This window comes from Pseudomonas versuta (genome assembly GCF_001294575.1).
GTDB lineage: Bacteria > Pseudomonadota > Gammaproteobacteria > Pseudomonadales > Pseudomonadaceae > Aquipseudomonas > Aquipseudomonas versuta.
The window spans coordinates 4,621,597-4,642,779 of record NZ_CP012676.1 but is presented as its reverse complement, the minus strand read 5'-3'; the positions used below and the strand labels follow the sequence as shown (position 1 = coordinate 4,642,779).

Sequence of the window (21,183 nt, the reverse complement as noted above, 5' to 3'; positions counted from 1 at the left end):
CGTTCTTCGTTCAAATCGTTAAACTGCGCCGGCCATTTAATTTCTCCCGAGGCCGCCTACATGAAATTTCGTTTCCTGCTCTGGATGCTGGGCTTTTTGATGAGCAAAGCCAGCCGTAAAAACCCTGCTTTTCAGCAGCAACTGGTCGACAAGGACCTGGTTTTCCAGCTGCAAACCCTCGATGGCAAAGTGGCCCGTCACTTCAAAGTCAAAAATCAGCGCATCACCAGCCACTCGGGCCTGTACCCCGAGCCTGCCTTTTCGATCGCCTTCAAAGATGCAGCCTACGGCTTTGCCACGCTGCAAGCGAAAAACAAGCAACTGGCATTCATGACCGGGATTCAGGACAAATCGATTCAGATCAAAGGCAATCCGGCCCTGGTGATCTGGTTCCAGGGCCTGACCAAGTACCTCAAGCCACGTAAAAAGCCCACGGCCTGATACTTCAACTGTAGGAGCGAGCTTGCTCGCGAGCTGTTTACGCTTAGAAGAGCTCGCGAGCAAGCTCGCTCCTACAGGTAACGGCGGGCTACGCCCGGCTAAACTGCGCTGCCATTTCGCGAAGCAGCACTTCCGCCTCCAGCACTTTGCTGACAACGTCTTCCGCCTTTTCGCGGGAGATCCCCAGACGTTCGAACACCGCGTCTGGAAGTGGCGCACATGATCCGGTGCCGATTGCCCGGCTACGCAACAACCCCAGTGCCACACAGACCAGGTTCGGGAACTGTGCATCGGCGCCGCTATAGTGCGGATCGTGCTGAAAACGCAATGCCGTCACCAGCTCTGGCGGCATGCTCCAGTACCGCAGCACCCAGGCTCCCATTTGCTCGCGGCTGATACCCAGCAAATGCTGTTCGATGACGCTATGACTGACATGCGGATTGACTTCAAGATGACGGCAGATCAACGAGAAGTGCGGCGGGAACACATGAGCCAGCAGCAAATACCCGAAGTTGTGTAACAGCCCGGCCAGGTAGGTGAGGCCGACTTCCGGGCGCTCGGCCCGAGGCATGGCCCGGGTCAACCCCTCAATGACCGCTGCGGTGTAGATCGACTGCTGCCAGTAAGGGGCACTCGAGTGCGGGTAGTCCTTGGGCACGCTCAGGCTTTTGCCCAGCGCCAGACTCAGGGCGAGGTTAATCACCAGATCAACCCCCAGCACCCGGACAATAGCGTCTTCAACCGAGCGGATTTTGCTTTGTGAAGCGTAGTACGACGACGATGCCCAGCTCATGACTTGTGCCGCCAGTGCCGGGTCGGTTTCGACAACACTGGTGATTTCATCGATGGTGACGTTTGGATCGACCCGCAACCGCATGATTTTACGCACGCTTTCTGCCAGCGGCGGCAGCTCGATAGTGCCTTCCAGCCGTTGCTGGATACGGCGCGCCGTGAATGCCTGGACTGCCCGGTTGATCGCCTCGCCATCATCTTGTGCTTGATCAAGGTTAAGCCTGATAGCGCTCAGGGACTCGCCAAAGCGGCCCCCGCTGGCGTTGATCAGCAGGCGCCTGAAATCTTCCAGGCTAATCTCCAGCCACAAACCGGGCTCACCCGCACCGATCAACAGCAGGGGTTGCTGGAGTAATTGCTCTTCGTACAGGCAAGGTGAATTGGTGAATGCAGGCAAGCCCGGCAACACGCTCAAGTTGTGCCTGCCGAGTATCTGCTGCAGGCGATCAGGCGCGATTGCCGTCATGCGACGCCCGACCAAGTCAGCGAGACGATTGAGATCGAGCAGGTGGCTCTGCGCAAACAGCACCATCAGGGCGCCAACCGAGTCATCGAGCAACACCGCCTGCACCTTGCAGCCCGGGTTGAGCCCCGGATGGTCGTGGACTTCGCGCCAGGTAACGGCCAAATCTTCAAGCAGCCGCCGGACTGCAAGCGGTGTGCTCAAAACGGTTGGAGCGCTGGCGACTTCATTGAAGATCTGCATTCGATTCCTGCAACTCAAATTTGGTAAGCGTCTATTAATCGGCCGCAAATCTGATTACTGAACGAATTTTTACACCTGCCCATATTGCTGACCGTGGCGTAGCCAGCGATCCAGAAGCGGACTGACGTGGCCCGGCCAGCGCTCAATCAGTGTCAGGGCAGCATCGCGCACAGCAGGCAGGAGGTCGGCATCGCGCATCAGGTCGGCGACCTTGAATTGCAGCAGGCCGGTTTGCCGGGTGCCCAGCATTTCGCCGGGGCCGCGCAGCTCGAGGTCTTTTTCGGCGATCACAAAACCATCATTGGTCTCACGCATGATGCCCAAGCGCTGACGCCCGATTTGCGACAGCGGCGGGTGATACAGCAGCACGCAATGACTCGCGGCGCTGCCCCGACCCACACGGCCACGCAACTGGTGGAGCTGGGACAGGCCCAGGCGCTCCGGGTTTTCGATAATCATCAGACTGGCATTGGGTACGTCGACGCCGACCTCGATCACCGTGGTTGCGACCAGCAGTTGCAACTCACCGGCCTTGAACTGCGCCATGACCGCGGCTTTTTCTGCCGCCTTCATACGGCCGTGAATCAGACCTACCCGCAACTCACCCAAAGCGCTTGAGAGGTCCTCAAAGGTGGTCTCGGCGGCCTGACAGGTCATCTCTTCGGATTCTTCAATCAGGGTGCATACCCAGTAGGCCTGCCGGCCTTCGGCACAGGCGGCACGCACCCGCTCGATCACTTCGATACGCCGTGTGTCGACCACCAGTACGGTATTGACCGGCGTTCGGCCGGGCGGCAGCTCATCGAGAATCGAGGTGTCAAGATCGGCGTAAGCACTCATGGCCAGGGTCCGCGGAATCGGGGTGGCTGTCATGATCAACTGGTGTGGGCACATCACCCCGCCAACCCCCTTGTTGCGCAGGGCCAGACGTTGCTGCACGCCAAAACGGTGTTGCTCATCGATGATGACCAGGGCCAGGTTCTTGAACTGCACCTGATCCTGAAACAAGGCATGGGTACCGACGACCATCGGTGCGCCATTGGCAATTTGTTCCATCGCACTGGCCCGGGCCTTGCCTTTGAGCTTGCCGGCCAGCCACGCAACTTCAAGCCCCAGCGGCTCCAGCCAACGCTTGAAGTTGATGTAGTGCTGCTCGGCAAGGATTTCCGTCGGTGCCATCAGTGCCACCTGATAGCCAGCCTCAAGCGCCTGCAAAGCGGCCATCGCCGCCACCACGGTCTTGCCTGCCCCTACGTCGCCCTGAATCAGACGCAACATGGGTTCAGGCTGACTGAGGTCGTAGGCCACTTCGTTGCCGACTCTGACCTGGGCGCCGGTTGGCGGGAAGCCCAGGTTGGCCAGAAACTGCGCCGGCAGCTTTTGCGCTTTGGGCAAGGCCGGCGCCTGCTGGGAGCGCAGGCTCTCGCGCAATCGCTGCTGCGAGAGCTGATGGGTGAGCAGTTCCTCAAACGCCAGGCGGTGTTGTGCCCAGTGATGGCCCAAGGCGAGCTCCTCGACATCAGCATCGGCCGGTGGCTGATGCAAATAGCGAATGGCTGCGTCCAGCGGCGCTAGCTGGTGCTCTTTGGCCAACTCCGGGGGTAACCAGTCAGGCAAGCTGCGCGGGCCAAGCAGGGCAAGGCTTTGCTGGCTGAGCTGGCGCAGACGCTGCTGGGTCAGACCTTCGGTTGTAGGGTAAATCGGTGTCAGCGTGGTATCGACGGGAGGTGGCTCATCACCGGTGATTGCACGGTATTCGGGATGGTAGATCTCCAGCCCCGACGCGCCGGGACGTGCCTCACCATAGCAGCGCACTTCTGTGCCACGCTTGAGGCTCTCTTTTTGCGCATTGCTGAAATGATAGAACCGCAGGCTCAGGCCCCCGGTACCGTCATTGATCCGCACCAGCAAACTGCGGCGCTTGCCCATGACCACGTCCGCGCCGATGACCCGGCCTTCGACCACTGCATCCTGACCAGGGCGCAGGGCGCCGATGGGCACCACGCGAGTGCGGTCCTGATAGCGCAGCGGCAAATGGAAGAGCACATCCTGCAGGTTTTCCAGACCCACCTTGGCCAGTTTCTCGGCCATGGCCTCGCCAACGCCCTTGAGCGCGGTGACCGACACTTTCGACAACTCGGTCATCGGCAGGCTTACTTCGCGGCAGGCGGCTTGGCCACCGAGCACAGACGGATAGAGTCGGCGAGGATTTCAATCGCCTTGGGCCGAGGAAAGCTGGCACGCCAGGCGATGGCGACTGTACGAAAAGGTACCGGCGGAGTCAGCGGACGCACAGCCAATATGCCCGGGGCATAGTGATGACTGTCGACGGCCGACAATGGCAGGATCGAAATGCCCAGACCTGAAGCCACCATGTGACGGATAGTTTCCAGCGAGCTGGATTCAACCGTGGTGTGTTGCGATCCGTCCTTGCCTTTGGCCAGGGTCGGGCAGGCTTCCAGCACCTGGTCGCGGAAGCAGTGACCTTCGCCCAGCAACAGCAGGCTCTTGTCGTTGAGCAGGCTGGCGTCGATGGTTTCTTTTTGCGTCCATGGATGCTCGCTCGGCATCAACACATAGAACGGCTCGTCGTAGAGCGGCAGGGTCAGTACATCGGCTTCGTTGAACGGCAGAGCGATGATGATCGCGTCCAGTTCGCCATTGCGCAGCTTGTCGCGCAGCACATGGGTGAAGTTTTCTTCGATGTACAACGGCATTTGCGGGGCGACCCGGTGCAGTTGCGGAATCAGGTGCGGAAACAGATACGGGCCGACGGTGTAAATGGCACCGACCTTGAGCGGGGCGGTCAGCTGGTTCTTGCCGGCCTGGGCCAGTTCGCGAATGCCCTGGGCCTGCTCCAGTACCTTTTGCGCCTGGGCGACGATGCCTTCACCTACCGGGGTAAGGCGCACGGCACTTTTGCTGCGCTCAAAAATCAGCACACCGAGTTCGTCTTCCAGTTTTTTCACACCCACCGACAAGGTCGGCTGGCTGACGTGGCAACGTTCAGCCGCGTGGCCGAAGTGTTGTTCTTGGGCGAGCGTAACGATGTAGCGTAATTCTGTAAGCGTCATAGCGGGCGTCCCTGTGGTTGCGGGCCAAGCATAGCGGCTGCAATCGATAGACGCACGTTATCAGACATTACCCTCAGAGCTACAGTCGCTAATCAAGGCAAAGGAGGTTTAATACTGCGAGAGCGGGTTTAGCAGCGATGCAGCCGCCCCTGTATTGCGGGAGACTGCACTGCTGCTATCGATGGCAAACCAGCACCTGCAGGGCTTTTATCCGAGCCAACGTTTTATCGCCGACGTTTATCGATGGAATAAACGAAGGGTGCCACGATCTCGATGGTGCCATTGGTCAGCATTTCAGGCGGTGGCTTGGGCAATGGCTGGGCCCGACGAATCATTTCCAGGGTAGCCCGGTCCAGATCCGCGTTGCCTGAACGTCCTACCAACTCATAGGACAGTACCTTGCCCTCAGCATCCACCACGAAGCGCAGACGGTTCAGACCCTCTTTGCCGCGCGACTGTGCAGAAGCCGGGTACTTTTTGTACTTGCCCAGGTGGGCCAGCAAAGTACCTTCCCAACTGGCTTTGGCGGCCAGCTGTTGTGCCGACGGGCCAGGGGCCGGGGCAGCAGACTTCTCGCTCGGCGCCTTGGTCGGTGTGGCGTCGCTCGGTTTCTCTTCTGAAGGCTTCTCTTTAACCGGGTCAGGTTTTTCCACAGGCTTGGGCGGTTGTGGCTTCTGCTTGGGCTTGACCGGCTTGGGGACAGCAATCTTCGGCTTGGGCGCTTCGGCCAGCTTGGGTATCGGCAACTCTTCCACAGGGGCCGGCGGTTGTGGTGGTGTCACCACTTTCGGCGGTGCTGGCGGTGGCGGTGCTGGCATCGGAGCCAGATCAACCATCATCGCCTGCGGAGGAAGTTCGACGTTCCGCGGGCTGGACCATTGCATGGCAAGAATGACTGCCACTGCATGGATGGCCAACACCGCGACCAGGCTGATTGCGTAACGCGTCATCTTTTGGCGCGCTATGGTCATTTCTTGGCTGCCGTCTCTAGTCCGACCAGACCCACCTTCAAGTAACCGGCTGCGCGCAGTGCATCCATCACGCTCATCAAGTCACCGTAGTCCACACCTTTATCGGCCTGGAAGAAGATCGTCGTGTCTTTTTTGTTGTGAGTCCTGGCATCCAGGGTCGGGCCCAGGGCTTCAACGGTGACCGGCTCTTCACCCAGATACAGGCGCTGGTCAGCCTTGACGCTGAGGAACACAGGCTTCTCAGGGCGCGGCGCCGGTTTGGCGGTCGAAGCGGGCAGGTCAACCTTGATATCTACAGTGGCCAGCGGTGCTGCCACCATGAAGATGATCAGCAGTACCAGCATCACGTCAATAAAAGGGGTGACGTTGATTTCGTGGTTCTCGGCGAGATCGTCATCGCCTTCTTTTAAATGCAGGCCCATGGCCGATTACCCCACTTTCACCATATGCGGTTGCGAGCTGCGCTCGGGCGGCAGGTGATCGAGGTCACGGCTAACCAACAGCAACACTTCTGCAGATGCGTCTGCCACTTGCGCCTTGTAGCCAGTGATAGAGCGGGCGAAGACGTTGTAAATCACTACCGCAGGGATCGCAGCAACCAGACCCAGTGCAGTGGCCAGCAGGGCCTCGGCAATACCGGGCGCTACAACGGCCAGGTTGGTGGTCTGGGTTTTGGCGATACCGATAAAGCTGTTCATGATCCCCCATACGGTACCGAACAGACCTACGAACGGCGCGGTTGAACCAATGGTGGCGAGAATGCCGGTGCCGCTGCTCATGTTGCGGCCGCACGCGGCAACCAGACGCTCGAGGCGGAAGCTGACGCGCTCTTTGATGCCTTCTTTTTCACGGCTATTGGCCGACAGACGCATTTCTTCAAGTGCGTCCTGCACCAGCAGGTGTGCCAGGGTGCCTTTTTTGGTAGCAGACTCGCTGGCTTCCTTGAGGGTGCCGGCTTTTTTCAGATTGGCGATTTCAACCCGCAGACGACGCTTGGCGCCCAGGACTTCAAAGCCTTTGGCAATCCAGATGGTCCAGGTGATGATCGAGGCAATAGCCAGGCCGATCATTACGATCTTGACGATGATGTCCGCGTTTTTGTACATGCCCCAAGGCGACAGGTCGTGTGCCATGCCCAGAGTGTTGTCTTCTTCAAGCACTTGCGGAGCGTCGTCGGCCGGAGCAACAGCACCCTCGACCAATGACGGGTCGGTTGCCCCTGGCGTAGCTACAGGTGCCGGTGCTGCAACCTCAGTGGCAGAATGCACGGCCGGCGCAGCAGGCTCGTCGGCAAACGCTGCAGCAGGCGCCAGCAACAGGCTGAACATCAGCGCCGCAAGCCCACGCCATACACGTGCGGGGCTCAAAAGCGGGGTTGGCGAAGCGGTGGGATGATTGCGTGTCATGCTAGCCGGACCTGAGAAAAGTAATAAGGTTATGCCCTACAACGCGTCTTGAGACCCAGGGCAAATGATGGGTTATTATTGCAAGTAATTCTTGTTAACAAAAGCAATTGCATCTGTTTTTTAAAAAGTCACGACCTTGGTCGGGTCTGAACATGCAATTTTGTAACTTTATATTAGGAGTTTTGAGATGCCCAAAGCCTCGGTTCTGATCGCCGGTTGCGGTGATGTCGGAAGTCGTCTCGCGACTCAATTACTGGCCAATGACTGGCAGGTCTATGGGCTGCGGCGCTCCACCGACCGGCTGCCTGCTGGTGTCATTGGTGTAGCAGGCGACCTGTTCAGCGAGCAATGCCCAGACCAATGGCCCAAGGGCAATATTGATTATCTGGTGTATAGCGCTGCTGCCACAGAACACGACGAAGCAGGCTATCAGGCGGCTTATGTTGACGGGCTCAAACACACGCTCCACTGGCTCAAGCAACACAACCAGCAGCCAAAGCGCCTGATATTTATATCCAGTAGTGGGGTCTATGGGCAAAAAGGCGGTGAATGGGTGGATGAGACGTCACCCGCCCAAGCCTCGAGTTACTCGGGGCGAATCATGCTTGAGGCTGAGCAGGTAGCACTGCGCAGCGGCATTCCTGCAAGCGTGGTGCGCCTGACAGGGATCTACGGACCAGGACGCGAGTGGATGCTGGGGCAAGTACGCAAGGGCTACCGCGTTGCTGTAGATCCACCGTTGTATGGCAACCGTATTCACGCCGATGACGCGGGCGGCCTTATAGCCTTCCTGCTCCAGGCCGACCTGCAGGGCAAATCTCTGGACGATTGCTATATCGGCGTAGATAACGCACCGGTACCCCTGGCTGAAGTCGTGGACTGGTTGCGTGAACGCCTGGGTATAACCGAATGGGCCGCCGAAGCCAGCGTTCGCCGGGCTGGCAGCAAGCGTTGCAGCAACGCACGGGCCAAAGCTTTGGGCTGGGAACCGCGTTACCCGAGTTATCGCGAAGGTTACGGCGAGATGCTAGCGAACTGACACCTACCGCAGGAGCGAGCTTGCTCGTTCCTGCGGTAAGCGATGCCTGGCTTGCACTTAAAGCTGCTTCTCCAGCAACCATTCACGCTTGCCCGGGTAAAGTTGGGGCATTTCGTCAGGCTTGGCGGAATCCAGCGCCTGGAAGATTTCCAGCTGGCGGCCATTACGTACAAAAATGTGCGCCGCACCGGACTCATCCTGCTCCAGCCAGAGGCTGTCGTACTCGCCGCTCATCGATGCACAGTCGCCCGCCAGGCACAGGGCATAGGCGTTGGCATCGGGCAAGCCGGTAATCCGGCCGTCTGCAAAGAAGATCACTTGATTGCCTTGCCCTTTTCCGCTGACCACATGCCACTGACCGCCTAGGTAGGCAGACTTGAGCGCGTGCTCGAAGTTGGTACCCAAAGGCGCATCACTTGCCAGGTTTATGGATGAGCGTACGAAGGACTGTTGCGGATCGGACTCTCCTGCGGCCTGAATCAGCTCGTCGCCATTGAGGCTCAAGTCTGTGGCAACGCTGCCATAGATATTGACCTGCCAAACGCCGTCGTTTTCCGGCATCAGCTTGCCTTCAACCCACTCAAAACCATTGGTGTAATTGGCTTTGGCGTGCCTGGCATCAATTTGCCACTCAAGATTTGGACCGTTGGCAAGCAGGGCTTCACGCAAATTGCCACCTTTGGCGGCTTCATTTATTGCGGCCTGGTTGATCCAGACACCACTGATATCGCGATGGGCGGGGCCGCTGGCACAGCCACCCAGAAAAATGGTGAGCAGTGAGAATGCGAGCGCTTTGCGCATAGCGGAATCCTTTTAAAGCGGGGCAAGCGAGGGGTTGGCGCAGCATGAAGGCGCTGCGCCGAGGGGTGTTACTCAATTACCAGAATAGCGTCCATCTCAACCTGCGAACCCTTTGGCAGGGCGGCAACACCAATGGCAGCACGAGCCGGGTATGGCTGCTCGAAGTATTTGCCCATGATTTCGTTGACCTTGGCGAAATGGCTCAGGTCAGTCAGGAAGATGTTCAGCTTGACGATGTCCTTGAACGAACCGCCTGCCGCTTCAGCTACCGACTTCAGGTTTTCGAATACCTGAATGGTCTGGGCTTCAAAGCCTTCAACCAGTTCCATGGTTTTTGGGTCCAGGGGGATCTGACCGGACATGTAGACAGTATTGCCAGCTTTGATCGCCTGAGAATAAGTACCGATAGCAGCAGGTGCCTTATCGCTGGTGATAACAGTCTTGGTCATGGGTGACTCCTTGTAATTGGATGGCTACGCACGCATACGAGTAATGCGGATGACCCCGTTAAGGGCGCGCAGTTTTTTGATTACGCGGGCCAGATGCACACGGTCGTGCACACTGACCACCAGTTGGACCACGCTGATACGACCATCGCGTTCGTCCATGCTGATTTTTTCGATGTTGCCGTCGGCGGCGTTAACGCTGCTGGCCAGCAATGCAATCAGGCCACGCTGGTGCTCCAGCTCGACGCGCAACTCGACGTTGAATTCGCCGGTAACGTCCTTGGCCCACGAAAGCTGGACGCATTTTTCGGGGTTATGCCGGATTTCGCTGATATTGCGGCAGTTATCCAGGTGCACGACCATACCTTTACCGGCAGACAAATGGCCCACAATCGGGTCGCCCGGGATCGGCGTACAGCATTTGGCGTAACTGAGTACCAAACCTTCGGTGCCGCGAATCGCCAGCGGCCCTTCAGGGCTCGGCAGCTGTTCACCTTCACCCATCAGGCGCCGGGCAACCACGTAAGCCATGCGATTGCCCAGGCCAATGTCTTCGAGCAAGTCTTCAACCTGTTCCAGGCGGTATTCCTGAAGCATTGCCTGCACGCGATCGGCCGGAATCTTGTCCAGTGCACTGTTGAAACCGTTAAGCACCTTGTTCAGCAAGCGCTCGCCCAAATTCACGGACTCGGAACGGCGTTGCAACTTGAGAGCATGACGAATGTGCGTACGGGCCTTGCCGGTGACGACAAAATTCAGCCACGCCGGGTTTGGCCGGGCACCTGGCGCGCTGACAATCTCGACCGTGGAACCACTTTGCAGCGGCTCGGACAGCGGAGCGAGACGCCGGTTGATGCGACAGGCAATACAGCTGTTGCCGACGTCGGTGTGCACCGCGTAGGCGAAATCGACTGCCGTGGAGCCTTTGGGCAGCTCCATGATCCGGCCTTTAGGCGTGAACACATAGACCTCGTCCGGAAACAGGTCGATCTTCACGCTTTCGATAAATTCGAGGGAGTTGCCTGCGCGCTGCTGCATCTCCAGCACGCCCTTGACCCATTGCCGCGCCCGGGCATGAGTACCCGTATGCTGTTCGTCGCCACTGGACTTATACAACCAGTGAGCGGCGATGCCGTTGTTGGCCATCTCTTCCATTTCACGGGTACGGATCTGAATTTCGATCGGTACGCCATGCATGCCAAACAGCGTGGTGTGCAACGACTGATAGCCGTTGGCTTTGGGAATGGCGATGTAGTCTTTAAAACGACCCGGCAGGGGTTTGTACAAATTATGTACAGCACCCAATACCCGGTAGCAGGTGTCGACCTTGTCAACGATGATCCGGAACGCATAAACGTCCATGATCTCGTTGAAAGCCCGGCGCTTGCCGCGCATTTTTTTATAAATGCCGTAAATGTGCTTTTGACGGCCGCTGACTTCACCCTGAATGCCGTCTACGGCTAAACAGTGGCTGAGCGACTCTTCAATTTTGTTGACGATTTCCTTGCGATTGCCCCGGGCGCGCTTGACCGCCTGATAGATGCGCGCAGAGCGCATCGGGTACATCGCCTTGAAACCGAGATCTTCGAATTCGATACGAATACTGTGCATACCCAGCCGGTTGGCAATGGGTGCGTAGATTTCCAGGGTTTCCTTGGCAATCCGCCGGCGCTTTTCGCCGGACAGTACTTCGAGGGTTCGCATGTTGTGCAGACGATCAGCCAGCTTGACCAGAATCACGCGGATATCCCGCGCCATGGCCATGGCCATCTTCTGGAAGTTTTCAGCCTGGGCTTCGGCCTTGGTCTCGAAGTTCATCTGGGTCAGCTTGCTGACTCCATCGACCAGTTCGGCCACGGTTTCACCGAACTGCGCAACAAGCGCTTCCTTGGCAATACCGGTGTCTTCGATCACGTCATGCAGCATGGCTGCCATCAGACTTTGATGGTCCATATGCATGTCGGCAAGAATATTGGCCACTGCCAGCGGATGCGTGACATAAGGCTCGCCACTACGTCGGCGTTGGCCATCGTGGGCTTGTTCGGCGTAGAAGTACGCTCGTCGGACCAGATTGACCTGGTCCGCACTGAGGTAAGTCGACAAGCGATCGGCGAGGGCGTCTATGCTCGGCATGAGGGAACCCCCTGCCAAAACTTTTTACCCTTCGCCGTGCTACGTCGACCGGGCATAGGCTTAGTTCGCCTCGTTGGACTCGTCCTCGAACGCTGCGAACAGCGGTTCGTCTTCGACGATTTCAGCGTTGGCGATAAACTCGTAGCTCATCAGGCCTGCAGCGATTTCACGCAAGGCAACAACAGTAGGCTTGTCATTTTCCCACTCAACCAAAGGCTCTTTACCGCCGGTGGCCAGTTGACGGGCACGCTTGGTAGAGAGCATGACCAGCTCAAAGCGGTTATCCACGTGTTCTAGACAGTCTTCAACGGTTACGCGGGCCATGGTCTTCCTCGTAGCAAATGCAATATGCGCGCTGCCCGGATGGGCGAGCGGACTCAACAGTTTAAAAAATCACCAGCCATTAGGGAAGCGCTGATTTTTCAAGCACTGCCCGAAATCCTCTGTAAGCGCCAATGTAAAGCCCTTACAGGGGTTTTGGGAAGAGTTCTTTAACCAAGCAATTCGGCCAATAACTTGCCAAAACGCTGCTGCTGACGTTTTTGCTGGAGGCGATTGGCGCGAAAAATCGCCTTCAAGTCCTCAAGCGCCAGCGCAAAATCGTCATTGATGATCAGGTAGTCATAGTCGACGTAGTGGCTCATTTCACTCACGGCTTCACGCATGCGCCCGTCAATGATTTCGTCGCTGTCCTGCCCGCGATTGTCCAGACGCTCACGCAGCGCTTGCTGGCTCGGCGGCAGGATGAAGATCGAACGCGCCTGCGGCATCAGTTGGCGAACTTGCTCGGCGCCTTGCCAGTCGATTTCCAGAATCAGGTCGTGACCTTCATCCAGCGTTTGCTGCAAATGGCTCTGTGAAGTGCCATAAAGGTTGCCGAAGACCTCGGCGCGCTCCAGGAAATCACCGTGCTCGATCATTTTCACGAACTCTTCGCGCTCGACGAAGTGATAGTTCACCCCGTTGACCTCGCCCGGACGCATGGCGCGGGTGGTGTGCGAAACCGAAACGCGAATCTGCGGCTCGAGGTCGATCAATGCCTTGACCAAGCTGGTCTTGCCTGCGCCCGAAGGGGCGGAAACGATATAAAGGGTGCCGGTGCTATGGGTCATGTCAGGGAGAGCCTTACTCAATATTCTGTACTTGTTCGCGCATTTGCTCGATCAACACTTTGAGGTTGACCGCTGCTTGTGTGCTGCGCGGATCGAATGCCTTGGAACCGAGGGTATTGGCCTCACGGTTAAGTTCTTGCATCAGGAAGTCGAGGCGCCGACCGGCGGCACCACCAGACTTGAGCACGCGACGCACCTCAAGAATGTGGGTGCTGAGACGGTCGAGCTCTTCGGCAACATCGCTTTTTTGCGCCAGCATGACCATTTCCTGCTCAAGGCGCTGCGGATCGAGCTCGGCTTTCATGTCTGCAAAGCGATCGAGCACCTTTTGCCGCTGAGTGGCCAGCATCTGCGGTACGAGTTCACGCAAAGTCTCGACATCACCCACAATCGCGGTCAATCGCTCACTGATCAGGCGAGCCAGCTCGGCCCCCTCACGCTCACGGCCGCTTTTCAGCTCTTGCAGGGCTTGTTTGAACAGCTCCAGAGCCTGACTGTTCAGGGCTTGCGGATCGCTCGCATCAGCCACCAGAACACCGGGCCAGGCCAACACTTTAAGCGGATCGAGCGCAGCCGGCTGCTTGATCAGGCTGGCGATGGTCTCGGCAGCGGCCACCAGTTGCGCGGCGCGCTCACGGTCAACCTGCAGCGGTTTACCCGTGGACTCTTCAGTGAAACGCAAAGTGCATTCCAGCTTGCCGCGTGAAATACCCTGGCGCAGCGCTTCGCGCACAGCACCTTCGAGGTCACGGAAAGACTCGGGCAGACGCAGGTGCGGCTCCAGGTAACGGCTATTGACCGAGCGCAGCTCCCAGCTCAGGGTGCCCTGAGTGCCGGCACTTTCGACACGGGCAAAGGCGGTCATGCTATGCACCATGGACGGTACCTCGCGATTCAATGAATTAAGCCTGAAGGCTATTAAGGCGGCGGATTGTAACGCAGTGCAGCTGGCGGCCCCAAATGACGTCTGTCGTAAAAGTACCCGGTGTCATGGCGCGCCCTCGGGAGCGACGAGCCAGGCGAGTAATTATTAGGCGTGTCCTGTTGGTCCATGGCCTTTATAATGCTCGGCAGTTTTCCGTCTCGTACAGGTATCCCACATGAAACGTCCAAGTGGTCGCGTTGCCGATCAGCTCCGCCCGATCCGCATCACCCGCAACTACACCAAACACGCAGAGGGTTCTGTACTGGTCGAGTTCGGTGACACCAAAGTCATCTGCACCGTCAGCGTCGAGAACGGCGTGCCGCGCTTCCTTAAAGGCCAAGGCCAGGGCTGGCTGACCGCAGAATACGGCATGCTGCCCCGCGCCACCGGCGACCGCAACCAGCGCGAAGCCAGCCGTGGCAAGCAAGGCGGTCGCACACTTGAAATCCAGCGCCTGATCGGCCGTTCGCTGCGCGCCGCACTGGACATGTCCAAGCTGGGCGACATCACCCTGTACGTCGACTGCGACGTGATCCAGGCCGACGGCGGCACTCGCACAGCCTCGATCACCGGCGCCATGGTTGCACTGGTCGACGCGCTGAAACTGATCAAGAAACGCGGCGGCCTGAAGGGCGGCGATCCACTCAAGCAAATGATCGCGGCGGTCTCGGTTGGCATGTATCAAGGCGAGCCAGTGCTCGACCTCGACTATCCTGAAGATTCGGCAGCCGAAACCGACCTGAACGTCGTTATGACCAGCACCGGCGGCTTCATCGAAGTTCAGGGCACTGCCGAAGGCGCGCCATTCCAGCCTGAAGAGCTGAATGCCATGCTCGCATTGGCACAGAAGGGCATGACCGAAATTTTCGCCCTGCAGCAAGCAGCACTGGCCGACTAAAACCGTCTGGTTTTATAGCCAGGCCGTCCCCGATCATCTGGAGAACGCCATGAGCGAGCTAGACCTTTCAAAACCCGAGCCGAGCCGTGACGCTCGTAAATGGGCCATGTTTTGTCACTTCTCGGCCTTCCTCGGGATGTGGTTTCCGTTTGGCAGCCTGATCGGCCCGCTAATCCTGTGGCAGGTAAAACGCGAAAGCGATCCGTTCATTGATGACCAGGGCAAGGAAGCCCTTAACTTTCAGATCACTGTGGCGATTGCTTCTGCCATTTGCTACGTGCTGATGTTCGTTCTGATAGGTTTCGCCTTGCTCGGCCTGGTGCTGATCGGCGCGGTAGTGCTGGTCGTCATTGCTGGCGTCAAGGCCAATGACGGAGTGGTATACCGCTATCCGTTCACCTGGCGTGCGATCAAGTAAACCGGCGTCCACAAAAAAGCCGACAGCGATGTCGGCTTTTTTGTTGCTTCGAAAAAACACTTAGATAGTCAGTGTCCAGTCGTAGTCCACGATCAATGGCGCATGTTGCGAGAAGCGTGGTTGACGCGGCAAGCGAGCGCTTCGTACGAAGCGGCGCAGGCCCGGCGTCAACAACTGGTAGTCGAAACGCCAGCCCAGATTAAGCATTTCGGCCTGTTCGTTATCTGGCCACCAGCTGTACTGATCGCCTTCACGACTGACTTCACGCAGGGCATCGACATAACCCATGTTGCCTACAATCTCGTCCATCCAGGCCCGCTCAGGCGCCAGGAAACCAGGAGATTGCTGGCTGTCACGCCAGTTTTTAATGTCGAGTTTCTGCTGCGCCACATACAGCGAGCCGCAGTAGATGTACTCACGACGCTTGCGACGCTGTTTATCCAGATAGCGTGCAAAGTCGTCCATTAGCTTGAATTTTTGATTCAAGTCTTCATCGCCGTTCTGCCCCGAAGGGAGCAGCAAGGTCGCGATGCTGACCTTATCGAAATCGGCTTGCAGGTAGCGCCCGTAGCGATCGGCCGTCTCGAAGCCAAGCCCAGTGATGACTGCTTTCGGTTGCAACCGCGAATACAAAGCCACACCACCTTGGGCAGGGACTTCAGCTTCGCAGGCATAAAGAAAATAGCCATCCAGCTGGTAGGCTGGATCGTCCAGTTCAAAGGCGGAGGCGCGGGTGTCCTGCAGGCAGATAACGTCGGCATTCTGAGCTTGCAGCCAACTGAGCAAACCGCGCTCGACTGCCGTCTGAATACCATTGACGTTCACACTGATGATCCGCATAAATGGCCCCAAAAATCACGTGCGTGTATGATACACGCCGTCTAACTAATTAGCTAAATCCGTGGCATCTGGGGCCTTTACATGCAAGCGTATCAGCGCGACTTCATCCGTTTTGCCATCGATCGCGGCGTTTTGCGCTTCGGTGAGTTCACCCTGAAGTCCGGGCGCACCAGTCCTTACTTCTTCAACGCCGGCCTGTTCAACACCGGTTCCGCACTGGCTCAACTGGGGCGCTTCTATGCCGCCGCCATCGTTGACAGCGGTATCTCCTTCGACGTGCTGTTTGGCCCGGCCTACAAAGGTATTCCGCTGGCGGCAACTACCGCAGTGGCGCTGGCTGAACACCACGACCGCGACCTGCCATGGTGCTTCAACCGCAAGGAAGCCAAGGCCCACGGCGAAGGCGGCAGCCTGGTGGGCTCGCCACTTGAAGGCAATATCCTGATCATCGACGACGTGATCACCGCCGGCACCGCCATCCGTGAAGTCATGCAAATCATCCAGGCCCAGGGCGCCAAAGCCGCAGGCGTGCTGATCGCCCTGAACCGCCAGGAACGTGGCAATGGCGAGCTGTCGGCCATCCAGGAAGTCGAGCGCGACTTCGGTATTCCGGTAGTCAGCATCGTTTCGCTGAACCAGGTGCTGCAGTACCTGGCCGAAGACGAAACGCTCAAGCAATACCTGCCGGCCGTTGAGGCCTACCGGGCGCAGTACGGGATCTAACCCCCTCACCGCGCAAAAAAAAGCCCCGCCCGGCAATCGCCGGGCGGGGCTTTTTCAGTTCTGCTTAGGCCGGCTTGCTGTTGGTAATCAGCGTACCCACACCCGTATCGGTGAAGATTTCCAGCAGCACCGCGTTCGGTACACGACCGTCGACGATGTGCGCCGTGGTCACGCCGCCCTGCACCGCTTCCAGCGCGCAACGGATCTTGGGCAGCATGCCGCCGTAGATGGTGCCATCGGCAATCAGGTCATCTACCTGGGCCGTGGTCAGCCCGGTCAACACCTTGCCCTGCTTGTCCATCAGGCCCGCGATATTGGTCAGCAACATCAGCTTTTCAGCTTTCAGCGCTTCGGCAACTTTACCCGCCACCAGATCCGCGTTGATGTTGTAGGACTCGCCGTTTTCACCCACGCCAATCGGCGCGATCACAGGGATGAAATCACCCTTGGTCAGCATGTTCAGCAAGTCCGTGTTGATCCCGACCACTTCACCCACATGCCCGAAATCGATGATTTCCGGGCTGGTCATTTCTGGCGTCTGACGGGTAACCACCATTTTCTTGGCCCGGATCAGCGTCGCATCCTTGCCGGTCAGGCCGATGGCACTACCGCCATGGCGGTTGATCAGGTTGACGATCTCCTTGTTCACATGACCGCCGAGCACCATCTCAACCACATCCATGGTTTGCGAGTCGGTGACGCGCATACCGTCGATGAAATGACTCTCGATGGACAGGCGCTTGAGCAAATCACCGATTTGCGGACCGCCACCATGTACCACGACCGGATTGATACCCACGGCCTTCATCAACACGATGTCACGGGCAAAACCGGTTTTCAGCTCATCATTTTCCATAGCGTTGCCGCCGTACTTGATCACCAGCGTCTTGCCGACGTAACGGCGAATGTAGGGCAGCGCTTCGGACAAAACCTTGGCGACGTTGGAGGCGGCATCACGTTCGAGGGTCATTCAGGGCTCCGGTAGAACAAATCGATCAAAACGGTAGTTGGAGATCAGGCGCCACACGCTTCAATTGGGCGTGAAAGACATCCTTGATACGTTGCAGTTCGGCCTCGGTCTCTGCCTCGAATCGCAGCACCAGCACCGGAGTGGTGTTGGAGGCGCGAACCAGGCCCCAGCCGTGTGGATAGTCGACCCGCACGCCATCAATGGTCGTCAGCTCGGCGGCTTCACCCCATTGGGCATCGTGCAGGGCGTCAATGATGCTGAATTTGCTCTCATCCGTCACATCGATATTGATCTCTGGCGTAGAAATATCGTTCGGGAAGGTCTCAAACAGCTCTTCGGCTGTCGCCTGGCGCTTGCTGAGGATCTCCAGCAGGCGTGCAGCACTGTAAATACCGTCATCAAAACCGAACCAGCGCTCTTTGAAAAAGATATGCCCGCTCATTTCCCCAGCCAGCAAGGCACTGGTTTCCTTCATCTTCTTCTTGATTAACGAATGACCGGTCTTCCACATCAGTGGCCGACCGCCACATTCCTCGATCCATGGCGCCAGACGACGGCTGCATTTCACATCGAAAATGATCTCGGCAGCCGGGTTACGCTCCAGCACATCCTGAGCGAACAGCATCAGCAAACGATCGGGGAACACCATGGTGCCCGTATTGGTTACGACACCGACACGGTCGCCGTCGCCATCAAAGGCCAGGCCGAGGTCGGCATTGGTTTCTTTAACTTTGGCGATCAGATCCACCAGATTCTCGGGCTTGCCCGGATCCGGGTGGTGGTTGGGGAAGTTACCGTCCACGTCGCAGAACAACGGGATCACTTCGCAATTCAACGCTTCGATCAATTGCGGAGCAATCACGCCTGCCGCACCGTTACCACAATCAACGACCACTTTGAGACGTCTGGCCAGCTTGATATCACGGGTAATTTCATCGAAGTAGCGCGGCAGAATATCAACCCGCGTGATGCTGCCTTCACCCCAGGTCAGATCATTGCTCTTGAGACGGGTATGCAGCGCCTGAATTTGCTCATTGGCCAGAGTGTCGCCCGCGATCACAATCTTGAAGCCGTTGTAGTTGGACGGGTTATGGCTGCCCGTGAGCATCACCCCCGATTTGCCTGCCAGCACGCTGGCCGCGTAATACAGGGCAGGCGTCGGCACCAGGCCTACATCGCTGACATGACAACCGCTGTCAGCCACACCCTGAATCAAACGCTCCACCAGTTCCGGACCCGACAAACGCCCGTCACGACCTACAGACACATGGGGCTCGCCCTGGGCCAGGCTTTCAGCGCCAATGGCGCGGCCAATCCAGTAGGCGGTTTCAGCTGTCAACGTTTCAGGCACCACACCACGAATGTCATAGGCGCGAAAAATGCTGTCAGGGAATTGCGGTGCGACCGATGCCGGACTGCTCATTACTAGGGGTACTCCATTTTCAGAGAATTCGGAGTGTGTACTGAAGCTGTCAGACACACGAAGTTCGACCTTGCCCTACGGCAGGCAATCCCCGGTATACGGAGTGCGGTCGAGCGCAAGCTGCAGGTTTGGACGGCATTTTGACGCGAGAGTTCGTGAGGCCAATTGGCATTACGGGGCGTATGGCACAAGGCTGCCATCGATTTCGGCGATAAAAAGAGTGACGACATTGGCGCGAGCTTCATCCTGAATTACCACGCTAACGGGCCAGGTCAGGCAGGGCGCCTGACCTGAGTACGATCAGAGGCTGCCGGAATGACCGAAGCCGCCAGCGCCACGCTGGCTTTCGTCGAATTCTTCGACCAGCTCAAAGTGAGCCTGTACCACCGGTACCAGCACCAGTTGAGCAATCCGCTCACCAATAGTGATGTTGAAGGCGGTCTGGCCACGGTTCCAACACGAAACCATCAGTTCGCCCTGATAATCAGAGTCGATCAGGCCTACCAGATTACCCAGCACGATGCCGTGTTTATGACCAAGCCCGGAGCGCGGCAGAATCAAGGCAGCCAAGCCCGGATCACCGATGTAGACCGACAGACCGGTCGGGATCAACAGGGTCTGGCCCGGTTCAAGAACGGTGTCCTGTTTAAGCATGGCGCGCAGGTCGAGGCCGGCGGAGCCAGGCGTGGCGTACTGCGGCAGCGGGAATTCGTTACCAATGCGTGGATCGAGGATTTTGGCTTGCAAAGCGTGCATACGAGTTAAACCTGGTTCAGACGTTCGGCGATAAAAGTGATCAGCTGGCGGGCAATCTTGCCCTTGCTGGTCTGGGCAAACACAGTGGCATGCAGTTGACGGTCAATCACGCTGCACGCGTTTTCTTCGCTGTTGAAACCGATGCTGGGGTTAGCCACATCGTTGGCCACAATCAGGTCGAGGTTTTTGTCTTTGAGCTTGCGCGCGGCGTAATCGAGCAAGTGCTCGGTCTCTGCGGCAAAGCCGACACTAAAAGGGCGGTCAGGGCGCGAAGCGATGGTGGCCAGAATGTCTGGATTGCGCACCATCTGCAGCAACAGGCCGTCACCCTTGGTAGGGTCTTTCTTGAGTTTCTGCGGGGCAACGACTTCAGGGCGGTAATCCGCAACCGCAGCAGACGCAATAAATACATCACAGGGGATCGCTGCTTCACAGGCCGCCAGCATGTCGCGGGCACTGACCACGTCGATTCGGCTTACCCGATCCGGGGTCGGCAAGTGCACCGGACCGGTAATCAGGGTCACCCGGGCACCGGCTTCAACCGCGGCTTCTGCCAGGGCAAAGCCCATTTTCCCGGAGCTGTGGTTAGTGATGTAGCGCACCGGATCGATGTTTTCCTGAGTCGGACCCGCCGTGATCAGTACATGCTTGCCGGTCAAGACCTGACGCTGAAAACACTCGGCGGCGCAGTGCACCAGGTCATCAGCTTCAAGCATGCGGCCAAAGCCCACGTCACCACAGGCCTGGCTCCCGGAGGCCGGGCCAAACACACGCAGGCCGCGGGTTTCAAGCAATCGGGTGTTGGCCTGGGTGGCCGGGTCACGCCACATGGCCTGATTCATCGCTGGCGCAATGGCGACCGTTGCGTCAGTGGCCAGTACCAGCGTGGTCAGCAGATCATTGGCCAGACCTTGAGCAAGACGGGCGATCAAGTCCGCCGTCGCTGGCGCGATCAATACCAGATCGGCCCACTTGGCCAGCTCGATATGGCCCATTGCGGCTTCAGCCGCCGGGTCGAGCAAGTCCAGATGAACGGGGTGCCCGGACAGGGCCTGCATGGTCAGCGGGGTGATGAACTCGCTACCGCCGCGCGTCATGACAACCCGCACTTCGGCGCCTTGATCCAGCAGACGACGAACCAGCTCTGCACTCTTGTAAGCCGCGATGCCGCCGCCGACGCCCAAAACAATGCGTTTTCGATACAGCCGCTGCATAGGCCTGCCTTTTAGTTCGATGATGACTGCGCGGTAAATGGCCAAATGCCACGCAAAAATGATGGGCTAAGATAACACAGCGCCTGCCAGGGAAC

The 21,183-nt window shown here is 58.0% G+C and carries 21 protein-coding genes and 1 pseudogene; 5 read left to right on the top strand and 17 right to left on the bottom strand.

Going from position 1 to position 21,183, the window contains the following annotated elements:
* Positions 1-60 precede the first annotated feature (60 nt).
* Complete coding sequence (locus tag AOC04_RS20780; protein WP_060696434.1) at positions 61-441, top strand: hypothetical protein; 381 nt, start codon at positions 61-63, stop codon at positions 439-441.
* A gap of 88 nt (positions 442-529) precedes the next feature.
* Here AOC04_RS20780 and AOC04_RS20775 read toward each other — a convergent pair whose 3' ends face one another.
* The 6 genes from AOC04_RS20775 to exbB form a co-directional block, all read right to left on the bottom strand.
* Positions 530-1,939 (bottom strand): aminoacyl-tRNA deacylase and HDOD domain-containing protein, encoded by a 1,410-nt coding sequence (locus AOC04_RS20775; RefSeq protein ID WP_060696433.1) that lies wholly within the window; start codon positions 1,937-1,939, stop codon positions 530-532.
* Positions 1,940-2,008: 69 nt separating this feature from the next.
* Entirely contained in the window at positions 2,009-4,084 is a 2,076-nt protein-coding gene (gene recG / locus AOC04_RS20770) for an ATP-dependent DNA helicase RecG (RefSeq protein ID WP_060697004.1), read from the bottom strand.
* A gap of 8 nt (positions 4,085-4,092) precedes the next feature.
* Positions 4,093-5,013, bottom strand: a complete 921-nt coding sequence (locus AOC04_RS20765; protein WP_003437762.1) for a hydrogen peroxide-inducible genes activator — start codon at positions 5,011-5,013, stop codon at positions 4,093-4,095.
* A 224-nt stretch (positions 5,014-5,237) separates the two neighbouring features.
* Positions 5,238-5,984 carry a TonB family protein gene (locus tag AOC04_RS20760; protein ID WP_060696432.1) on the bottom strand — a complete coding sequence of 249 codons (747 nt, stop codon included), beginning with the start codon at positions 5,982-5,984 and terminating at the stop codon, positions 5,238-5,240.
* Positions 5,981-6,406: a TonB system transport protein ExbD gene (exbD, locus tag AOC04_RS20755; protein ID WP_060696431.1), complete on the bottom strand. Its 426-nt coding sequence runs from the start codon at positions 6,404-6,406 to the stop codon at positions 5,981-5,983. The genes AOC04_RS20760 and exbD overlap by 4 nt, the downstream gene beginning before the upstream one ends.
* A 6-nt stretch (positions 6,407-6,412) precedes the next feature.
* A complete protein-coding gene (gene exbB / locus AOC04_RS20750) occupies positions 6,413-7,390 on the bottom strand; it encodes a tonB-system energizer ExbB (RefSeq protein WP_060696430.1) in 978 nt (325 codons plus the stop codon).
* Positions 7,391-7,577: 187 nt separating this feature from the next.
* Here exbB and AOC04_RS20745 point away from each other — a divergent pair, with 187 nt between their 5' ends.
* Positions 7,578-8,429, top strand: coding sequence for an SDR family oxidoreductase (locus tag AOC04_RS20745; protein ID WP_060696429.1), 852 nt, complete (start codon positions 7,578-7,580; stop codon positions 8,427-8,429).
* Positions 8,430-8,486: 57 nt separating this feature from the next.
* On the opposite strand, the gene AOC04_RS20740 is transcribed toward AOC04_RS20745, so the two are convergent.
* The 6 genes from AOC04_RS20740 to AOC04_RS20715 all read right to left on the bottom strand — a co-directional run bounded on the left by AOC04_RS20740 (position 8,487) and on the right by AOC04_RS20715 (position 13,798).
* Positions 8,487-9,230, bottom strand: a complete 744-nt coding sequence (locus tag AOC04_RS20740; RefSeq protein ID WP_060696428.1) for a putative periplasmic lipoprotein — start codon at positions 9,228-9,230, stop codon at positions 8,487-8,489.
* Positions 9,231-9,298: 68 nt separating this feature from the next.
* Positions 9,299-9,679, bottom strand: coding sequence for a RidA family protein (locus AOC04_RS20735; RefSeq protein WP_003437778.1), 381 nt, complete (start codon positions 9,677-9,679; stop codon positions 9,299-9,301).
* 24 nt (positions 9,680-9,703) lie between these two features.
* The gene (gene spoT, locus AOC04_RS20730) at positions 9,704-11,809 is read right to left on the bottom strand and encodes a bifunctional GTP diphosphokinase/guanosine-3',5'-bis pyrophosphate 3'-pyrophosphohydrolase (protein WP_060696427.1); all 2,106 of its coding nucleotides are present in this window, start codon (positions 11,807-11,809) and stop codon (positions 9,704-9,706) included.
* A gap of 60 nt (positions 11,810-11,869) precedes the next feature.
* Entirely contained in the window at positions 11,870-12,133 is a 264-nt protein-coding gene (gene rpoZ, locus AOC04_RS20725; RefSeq protein WP_003437783.1) for a DNA-directed RNA polymerase subunit omega, read from the bottom strand.
* 167 nt (positions 12,134-12,300) lie between these two features.
* A complete protein-coding gene (gene gmk / locus AOC04_RS20720) occupies positions 12,301-12,921 on the bottom strand; it encodes a guanylate kinase (protein WP_060696426.1) in 621 nt (206 codons plus the stop codon).
* Between the two features lie 13 nt (positions 12,922-12,934).
* Positions 12,935-13,798 carry a YicC/YloC family endoribonuclease gene (locus AOC04_RS20715; protein WP_060696425.1) on the bottom strand — a complete coding sequence of 288 codons (864 nt, stop codon included), beginning with the start codon at positions 13,796-13,798 and terminating at the stop codon, positions 12,935-12,937.
* 223 nt (positions 13,799-14,021) lie between these two features.
* On the opposite strand from AOC04_RS20715, the gene rph reads away from it, so the two are divergent.
* Both rph and AOC04_RS20705 read left to right on the top strand, forming a co-directional pair.
* Positions 14,022-14,744: a ribonuclease PH gene (gene rph / locus AOC04_RS20710; RefSeq protein ID WP_003437790.1), complete on the top strand. Its 723-nt coding sequence runs from the start codon at positions 14,022-14,024 to the stop codon at positions 14,742-14,744.
* 49 nt (positions 14,745-14,793) lie between these two features.
* Entirely contained in the window at positions 14,794-15,162 is a 369-nt protein-coding gene (locus AOC04_RS20705) for a DUF4870 domain-containing protein (protein ID WP_060696424.1), read from the top strand.
* A gap of 60 nt (positions 15,163-15,222) precedes the next feature.
* Here AOC04_RS20705 and AOC04_RS20700 read toward each other — a convergent pair whose 3' ends face one another.
* Positions 15,223-16,002, bottom strand: a complete 780-nt coding sequence (locus AOC04_RS20700) for an exodeoxyribonuclease III (protein WP_003437806.1) — start codon at positions 16,000-16,002, stop codon at positions 15,223-15,225.
* Positions 16,003-16,083: 81 nt separating this feature from the next.
* On the opposite strand from AOC04_RS20700, the gene pyrE reads away from it, so the two are divergent.
* On the top strand, positions 16,084-16,725 hold the full coding sequence (gene pyrE, locus AOC04_RS20695; protein ID WP_003437809.1) for an orotate phosphoribosyltransferase: 642 nt from the start codon (positions 16,084-16,086) through the stop codon (positions 16,723-16,725).
* A gap of 64 nt (positions 16,726-16,789) precedes the next feature.
* On the opposite strand, the gene argB is transcribed toward pyrE, so the two are convergent.
* The 4 genes and pseudogenes from argB to coaBC form a co-directional block, all read right to left on the bottom strand.
* Positions 16,790-17,695, bottom strand: a complete 906-nt coding sequence (gene argB / locus AOC04_RS20690; protein WP_060696423.1) for an acetylglutamate kinase — start codon at positions 17,693-17,695, stop codon at positions 16,790-16,792.
* 25 nt (positions 17,696-17,720) lie between these two features.
* Positions 17,721-19,097: pseudogene (locus AOC04_RS20685) on the bottom strand (phosphomannomutase/phosphoglucomutase); the annotation flags it as partial.
* Positions 19,098-19,418: 321 nt separating this feature from the next.
* On the bottom strand, positions 19,419-19,874 hold the full coding sequence (gene dut / locus AOC04_RS20680) for a dUTP diphosphatase (RefSeq protein ID WP_060696421.1): 456 nt from the start codon (positions 19,872-19,874) through the stop codon (positions 19,419-19,421).
* 5 nt (positions 19,875-19,879) lie between these two features.
* Entirely contained in the window at positions 19,880-21,088 is a 1,209-nt protein-coding gene (coaBC, locus tag AOC04_RS20675) for a bifunctional phosphopantothenoylcysteine decarboxylase/phosphopantothenate--cysteine ligase CoaBC (RefSeq protein WP_003437818.1), read from the bottom strand.
* Positions 21,089-21,183: the final 95 nt, after the last annotated feature.